The 7,068-nt window shown below is 48.9% G+C and carries 11 protein-coding genes; 3 read left to right on the top strand and 8 right to left on the bottom strand.

The genetic code is table 11. The features are described from left to right. Positions 1-247: 247 nt before the first annotated feature. Both NMA52_RS18560 and NMA52_RS18555 read left to right on the top strand, forming a co-directional pair. Positions 248-541 carry a transposase gene (locus NMA52_RS18560; RefSeq protein ID WP_104421873.1) on the top strand — a complete coding sequence of 98 codons (294 nt, stop codon included), beginning with the start codon at positions 248-250 and terminating at the stop codon, positions 539-541. Positions 542-545: 4 nt separating this feature from the next. After that, the gene (locus NMA52_RS18555) at positions 546-1,382 is read left to right on the top strand and encodes an IS3 family transposase (protein ID WP_254829211.1); all 837 of its coding nucleotides are present in this window, start codon (positions 546-548) and stop codon (positions 1,380-1,382) included. Between the two features lie 127 nt (positions 1,383-1,509). Here the strand turns inward: NMA52_RS18555 and NMA52_RS18550 are convergent, their stop codons facing one another. Then, positions 1,510-1,713: a hypothetical protein gene (locus NMA52_RS18550; RefSeq protein ID WP_254829210.1), complete on the bottom strand. Its 204-nt coding sequence runs from the start codon at positions 1,711-1,713 to the stop codon at positions 1,510-1,512. A 62-nt stretch (positions 1,714-1,775) separates the two neighbouring features. On the opposite strand from NMA52_RS18550, the gene NMA52_RS18545 reads away from it, so the two are divergent. Continuing rightward, on the top strand, positions 1,776-2,552 hold the full coding sequence (locus tag NMA52_RS18545) for an alpha/beta fold hydrolase (RefSeq protein ID WP_254829209.1): 777 nt from the start codon (positions 1,776-1,778) through the stop codon (positions 2,550-2,552). A gap of 158 nt (positions 2,553-2,710) precedes the next feature. On the opposite strand, the gene NMA52_RS19315 is transcribed toward NMA52_RS18545, so the two are convergent. The 7 genes from NMA52_RS19315 to NMA52_RS19310 form a co-directional block, all read right to left on the bottom strand. Beyond that, positions 2,711-2,851: a helix-turn-helix domain-containing protein gene (locus NMA52_RS19315; RefSeq protein ID WP_116108724.1), complete on the bottom strand. Its 141-nt coding sequence runs from the start codon at positions 2,849-2,851 to the stop codon at positions 2,711-2,713. Positions 2,852-2,855: 4 nt separating this feature from the next. Further along, on the bottom strand, positions 2,856-3,062 hold the full coding sequence (locus NMA52_RS18540; protein WP_104421877.1) for a hypothetical protein: 207 nt from the start codon (positions 3,060-3,062) through the stop codon (positions 2,856-2,858). Between the two features lie 258 nt (positions 3,063-3,320). Then, entirely contained in the window at positions 3,321-3,746 is a 426-nt protein-coding gene (locus NMA52_RS18535) for a hypothetical protein (protein ID WP_254829208.1), read from the bottom strand. Positions 3,747-3,987: 241 nt separating this feature from the next. Then, positions 3,988-4,620, bottom strand: coding sequence for a hypothetical protein (locus NMA52_RS18530; protein WP_254829207.1), 633 nt, complete (start codon positions 4,618-4,620; stop codon positions 3,988-3,990). 269 nt (positions 4,621-4,889) lie between these two features. Beyond that, the gene (locus tag NMA52_RS18525; protein WP_254829206.1) at positions 4,890-6,131 is read right to left on the bottom strand and encodes a putative phage abortive infection protein; all 1,242 of its coding nucleotides are present in this window, start codon (positions 6,129-6,131) and stop codon (positions 4,890-4,892) included. A gap of 47 nt (positions 6,132-6,178) precedes the next feature. Further along, on the bottom strand, positions 6,179-6,550 hold the full coding sequence (locus NMA52_RS18520; protein WP_254829205.1) for a hypothetical protein: 372 nt from the start codon (positions 6,548-6,550) through the stop codon (positions 6,179-6,181). 188 nt (positions 6,551-6,738) lie between these two features. After that, entirely contained in the window at positions 6,739-6,867 is a 129-nt protein-coding gene (locus tag NMA52_RS19310; protein ID WP_371930993.1) for a DUF3368 domain-containing protein, read from the bottom strand. Between the last annotated feature and the right edge of the window lie 201 nt (positions 6,868-7,068).

Raw genomic sequence — 7,068 nt, 5'->3', positions numbered from 1 at the left:
GGCCGGACGGGGACACTATACCCTAAAGTTACTTTCCAACCTGGCTCGCCGCAATAGCGGCCGAAGAGTAGCCCTGATGGAGGCTCCGGTATGGCGCTTAGTTGCTTAGCTTAATGGAGTTGGGCGCGGTGTTGAGCGAATTTCTTTCTCCACTTTGGATTGGTACAATTGCATTTCCACTGCCGTTTCCGCTATAATACCTCAACAAAATTGGACCACGAGCTAAGTTGAAAACTTAACTTGTAACATGAAGCGATCGAGAAGAAAATTTACCGCCGCCTTCAAGGCAAAAGTGGCGATTGAAGCCTTGAAAGAGAGACAGACGTTGGCCGAGCTGGCGGAGAAATTTGAGCTGCATCCCAACCAAATCAGTCAGTGGAAACAGGAGTTTATCGCCGGCTCCGAGCAGGTTTTCGAGACCGGCAAGGGCAGGTCGACTACTGGACCCGATGAGGTAGCGGCCAGCGAAGCCGAACTGCAGCAGCTTTACGCCAAGATTGGTCAGCTGCAGATGGAGCGCGACTTTCTAAAAAAAACTTAGCCAGATGGGATCACCTGAAGTAAGGCGTGCCGGGGTGGAAACTCAGGCTTCCCTGTCTATCCGCCGGCAGTGTGATTTGCTTTCGGTTAGCCGGGGCAGCGTCTATTATGAGTCCAAAGGCGAGAGCGAGCAGAACCTCGCCATGATGCGGCTGATGGACGCCCACATCCTGGATGAACCTACCGCAGGTGTACTAACGATGCAATCAATGCTTAGAGATAAGGGACACTACGCGGGTTATGAGCGGGTCCGGAGGTTGATGCGCAAAGCCTGTATCCGAGCCATTTACCCGCGTCGGCACCTGACTGTGCTGGGGCGGGCGAAGTACGTTCACCCTTACCTGCTGCGTGAGCTGGAGATTAACCGACCGGGGCAGGTCTGGGCCATCGACATCACCTATGTCCCCATGCAGCGCGGCTTTATGTACCTCACGGCAATCATCGACGTGTACTCGCGCTACATCGTAGGCTGGGGCTTAGCCAACACCCTGGCGGCCGAAGCCAGCCTGGGGGTGGTCCGCCAAGCCATTGCTGAACACGGTGCTCCAGAAATCCTGAACTGCGGCGACCAGGGTTGCCAGTTTACCTGTTCGGAGTACGTCAGTTATCTACGAGAACAGGGCATCGCCATCAGCATGGACGGCAAGGGAAGAGCCCTGGACAACATCTACATCGAGCGCTTCTGGCGCACCATCAAGTACCAGCATATCTTCCTGAACCCGGCCGACGACGGCCGGCAGCTGTACCAAGGAATCGAGGAATGGCTGCATCGCTACCACCACCGGGATCACCAGGGAATCGGCCGAGTAAAACCTATTCAGCGGTACCGAAACGCCGCCTAACTTTCAACTAACTAACTTGGCTGTGTGGTCTGAAAACCCGAGGTATTATACTGTGCGTAGTACGCCTGCCGGGTGTAGCCGAGCCAACCGCAGATGCGACCCAGTCCGATGTCCGGGTGGGCGCGCTTCACTTCGTTGGCCGCCTGGCGACGGGCTTTCTTAGCGCGTCAATCCCGGTGTCCTCCTCGACGACCCGTACGAGCGTCCGCAGGGCGAACGCCTCGGCGCGGGCCTCGGCGACGAGGCGCTTGAGCGCGACCGGGTCGCCGGGCAGGGCCTCGGCCACACCCCCCTCGACCACAACCCCCACTGTCCGTTCTTGGCGATTCACTCGGCAAAACAGACGGAGGCAGGCCGAATTCAACTTAAGCCGTTGCAAGGCGTTTCGTTCACATGACCATATTCCACACGCGCGCAGGGCGCGGAAAACCCCTCCTCCTTGTCCACGGGCTGGGGGCAACCTGCCGCTCGTGGGACACAATCTCGCCCGCGCTTGCTGAGGCCAGAGATGTAATCGCCCTAGACCTACCAGCCCACGGGCAGTCACCCGAAGAGGCCGATAGCGGCACGTTTGACGGGCTGGCGCGTAGCCTGGACGATTGGCTTAAAGCGGAGAACCTCACAGGGGTCGATATGGTCGGCAGCTCTCTGGGCGCTCGCCTGGTGCTGGAGATGGCTAGGCGCGGCCGTGCCGGTGCGGTCGTCGCGCTAGATCCGGGTGGCTTTTGGCAGGGGTGGGAGCGTACCTTCTTCAACGCCACCATAACGGCATCGCTTGCCTTAGTTCGCGCGCTGCGACCGGCGCTTCCTGCGATCACCGGAAATGTTGTAGGCCGGACCGCCCTTATGGCCCAGCTCTCCGCAAGGCCACGTGCGCTCGATCCCGCATTCGTCGCGCGCGAACTAAAATCATTGGCGGACACGCGTACCGTAGGTTCGCTCGTGAAGGATCTCGCCAAAGGCGCAATGCAGGAGGGTCCTGCGAACACATCTGCACCGGTCGTTATCGGCTGGGGCCGCAAGGATCGGCTGTGTTTACCGCAACAGGCGGACCGCGCGATGGCAGCCTTCCCCAAAGCAAGGATGCATTGGTTTGAGCACAGCGGACACTTCCCGATGTGGGATCAGCCAGAGGAGACAGTCAAGGTCATTCTGGATGCCACGGAGTGACCATGATCACATTGACGCTACAATAGGCGGACTAGCAGTTCAAAGGCTTCAATATGGACTTATTTCGCATTGGCGCATTTTAGGCCGGAAGTCGACTGTCCCATTTCGGAGCGCCGGCCCACCAAAGCCGGCGTGCAGCTTCCGAGCCGATAAATGACCTAATCGTTCGGCGCGTTTTTCAGTTCAAATAGCTGCTCGACTGTCGCTTCAAGTGCGTAGGCGAATTTCAAAGCGACAGTAACAGAGGGAGCGAAGACACCATTTTCGACAGTATTGATGGTCTTTCTACTGACGCCCATCCGCTCAGTCGGCGTCCTCGCTGGCTACGAGGCGCTTGTACCACCGCACGAACTCCTTGGCGGTTTCCGCGCTCGGGAGGCCGAAGTCCTCGGCGGCTACGGCGTAGGAGAACTCCCCGGCGAGGTAGCGGACGGCGAGCTCGCGCTTGAGGGAGGGCGGGTAGGTGCCGCGTGGCTTCGTCTGCTTAACTCTTGTCTTCTCCTTACTCAAAACAGTGCATTAGAGTACATTGACCGTAAAGCTATCCTAGGACGACTCAGCCGGTGGCGAATGTCCAAACAGGCTCTTAGCTGTCGATCCGTCTTCGAATCGCTGCACTGCGGCCGTGTTTGAGCTAAAACTTGACACACTCAGTGATCGCCACCTTCCTCCGCTCTCCTTTAGTGCATGTTCGACCAACCGCTGCTTCCACCGTTCGGGGAGATCTTCGTGCCGCATAGCTTTTTCTTTGTAGTATCTAGCGTTGGGCTACGCGCGTCGCGCCTGGCGATCAGCCGGCATGGGCGTGTAGCCGGTGTTCCCTGCATTATTATTTCTCTGTTTCCTGCGTTGAACCCATTCCTCCGCAATCTCTGTGAGCAGTGCAATTTCCTTTTCGTAGTCGAGCTTTCTGATGGATTGGGCGCAAACGTCTTTCAGGTGACCTAAAAGATTTTTGTCTTGCCCTGGGTCACCATCGTAGGCATAGTTATCTGTCTCGTGTTGATTCATCCTGATGCGGCAGGTAATTCGGCTGAAGTAGCGAGCAATAGCCTTCTCGTTGCAAGGTTGCTTCTGCACGGCGAGTCCCATACTCATATCTCTACCGAGCCACAACAAATCATCGATACTCGTTCCTGGCTCTTCCGGCCAGTCATTGAGCGTCGGCTCGACAATTGCAGAGTGCAAGTTCATCGGCATTAGAGTTATACCTCTGTTTGCTTCGTACACTGGCATCAGCCACCTAACAAATTGAACCCTCACGCTTCGCTCGCTCTGCACGAGTGATTTGATAAACCCGTTTAACGCTTCCATCGAGTGCTTAGCTACTGTTTCTACGCGGCGGCTCATAAGTGTGGGACGGCTGCTGTTTCCATCCGCTGTCGGCCAGCTGGCTACTGTTTCTGCGCGGTAGCTCAGTAGTGCGGGAGGAATGCTATTTCGACTCTGTCAATGCTGGTTGACTTCCAACTCCAATCATCTCGTATTCGCCCAGTATACTATCGAGGCTATATAGTAAATATGTACTGTCTACATCACCGACTTGGTCACCGGTTCGGTATACATACTTGACCTCAAGACAATCTTGAACCATAGACCTAAAATATACTTCGTAGGGTAACCAGCCAGTAAAAGCTCTAATGTTTGCAGCTTGCCATAGACTATCCCCGTGTATCTCTTCCTGACTCACTATAGTTTCGTGCCATTTTTCCATCCTTGGCGTGCCTACCAGCAACTTCTCTCCTTGGAGGCCACCACCTGTACTTAACACTAGCCAGCTACCTATTTTCACTAGTTGTTCATCCTGCATCCATTCTTTCCCATAATACTCACCTGTCCCAATATGAACTGACGGTTTGCGATTTGGTACATATGTATAAGTTACATCATAGAACCAAGACGCTAAGTCAGCATTGTACTCGTAATCGCATACCAACTCGCCGCCGATTTGCTGATTGATTGTTATTGTATCTCGTATGGAACCAAATGCTTGTTTAAACATGACTGGACACCCAATAAAGATGCTGCACAATACAACCACCACGGTAAATAAACAACTATTCTTCATCTTATAATAGTAACCACCTCGTCAACTACCGTATTACAGGTAATCATCGGATTGGGGCTATTCTCGACCTGAACAACAATGAACTCGTAGATACTATTACGCTCTTATAACCGCCCACACTATTGATACTAATCGTATTTGTTTCGTGCCGGCTTTAATGCCGGCATGACGCCCAACGGTTGCCTACACGACGGCCGCCTTTACCAAAAATGTTCCGGGTGGAGGATGACCAAAAGTATAACTTCAAAACCATTAACGCAGTGACAAATCTAACCGGCGGCTGTACGAGTAGGCTTTGTTAGCTGCATTACTTTTATTTCGTCAAACTCATATTTTACTTTTGGGTAAAATGATTTATACTGTAAACTCTGTAGCCTTTCGCCTGGTACATTTTTTATCAATTGATAATTAGTTATTAAATCATTATATGAGTTGCTGTCCTTAGTATACTCCCATTTAAATCCTAAGCTAGACACGCTATTTACAAAAAGCAAAACTTGCTCATAAGTGGACAGTTGTGCCCTGAGCAACTTTCCGTAGTCATATTTAATTTCTTCTTGAATTAAAGGTGTGTCATTCAGAATTTTAAAAGCTTGGTATAAATGTCTATAATAATGACCTAGGCGGTGTTGATGTCCACCGTAATATTTACTATATTTTGGTCGAGCGTTCCAACTGTCAAACAATGATTGCGCAAAATAATTTTCGAGCTCTTTTCTTCCTTTTGTCTTTTCATACACATCACAGATAAGATTGTGTAGATCCTTTGCTTTAATCTCCTCAATTTTCTTCCAAATCTTAAAGCGAGCTAAATTCGATTCTTTCGGCTTGAATTTTATGTAAAACAATAATTTATTTATGAATTCGGCTTTCACATGTGATTTGTACCTTCCTTTGATTACTTTCGAACCTTCTTCCCCAACTCCAAAATAAGTAATTAAGTAGCACATATCAACTATGAATAGCTCTTTTATACTCGCCCTAATATTTTTATCGTCTTTTATGGCTTCGAGCGCTAATCTATAATCGTCATTAAAGTACCTTACTACATCTACGTATTTTAAATATTTTGAAACCTCTCTATACGCATCCTCAAACTCTGAAAGTATAACTTTTATTACCAGCCTGTTTTGATACAAATGATTTTTTGTGCCTTCAAATTTAGTATATTCAAATTGAGATACATTCTCGCGGTGAATTCGAATAATTTCGTAGAAGATTTCTTCGAATTGTTTTCTTTTGTTTTCCTGTATTTGCTCTTTAAACGTAATGATTATAAATATTGTCCCGGCAAATGCAAATAATGTTCCTATAGTCCCACCTATAAAATCTCCGTACTTACTTGAGAAATCTAAGTCCGTTTTATTTAGTGGATTAAAGCCTTCATATAAAGTTTTTCCACCAAAAATCACGAAAACAATCAACCCTATAATTAATAACGCGTAACCTACCCACTCGTATATTATCGCTTTATTTTTACCTGCCTGGCGATTTTCAAACTTGTACATCATATTGACAAACTAAAACTAATCCAGTACGAATTTTTGATTTTAGATTATCAACTTATATTGTCATTAGTAGGGGTATAACGTAAATATGGTGATTCTTTTAGATTCAGTTTATCTACAATTGTGTTTATTTCGATCATCGCGTCTAGTATGACCCTATTAGATTTCGCATTCAAAATCTTTTCTTCCAAATCTGAGGCTTGATCGTATAGTTCTTCCCGACCGGTGACGCTATCCAAATATCCGCTTTGTAATCTAGCTAGGATTGCCCATGCTTTGCACCTACAAGATTCCGAGAATTCATCATCGTGTATATCAATCCAGCTGTCTGTATTTACCAACCTCCCACCTAATGGATCGTCATATCGACCACACTGAAATACTTTTCGGGCTAAGGTTTCACACATCATTTCGAAGTCCATGTTCCAAATTTTTAAGCAAGATAGTGGTTGTCGGAGTATAGTTTAGTTGCAGCTAACGGGGGCGCCACCGCAGGCCGGCTTTACCGATCAACTTGCGGATCAGCAATTTTCTTTCCTAGCTGTTAAAGCACCTTCGACACTTAAAAGTCTCACCGCAGGCTTGACGATGGCGCAATGTTAGCGGCATTTTATTTTTCTCCCAGAGCAGTCAAGACTTTGTCAATAAGACTACTGTTCAAGCGAAAGCCGTTGCTTTGTATTTTATCTACTAGTGGCTTTATAGCTTCGATGTGACCATTCACCTTTGAAGCAATCAATACACCTGATAGTCCTACAAATTTTACGCCCTTTCTTTCAGCGATGGCTCTGCCCTTGTATTCGTCGATGATTAGATACTTGTGTACCAAAGACCTGGGTAACAGAAGTCAACCCACCTGGGTAACACTTTTTAAAATTACGATTATTATCCTTGTTTTTCCTTTCCTGCGCCCGGGGCCTGGCTTCCTGGAGGCCGTAGG

The organism is Lewinella sp. JB7 (assembly GCF_024297185.1).
Taxonomy (GTDB): Bacteria; Bacteroidota; Bacteroidia; order Chitinophagales; family Saprospiraceae; genus Neolewinella.
This window is presented reverse-complemented; position numbering and strand designations above follow the sequence as displayed.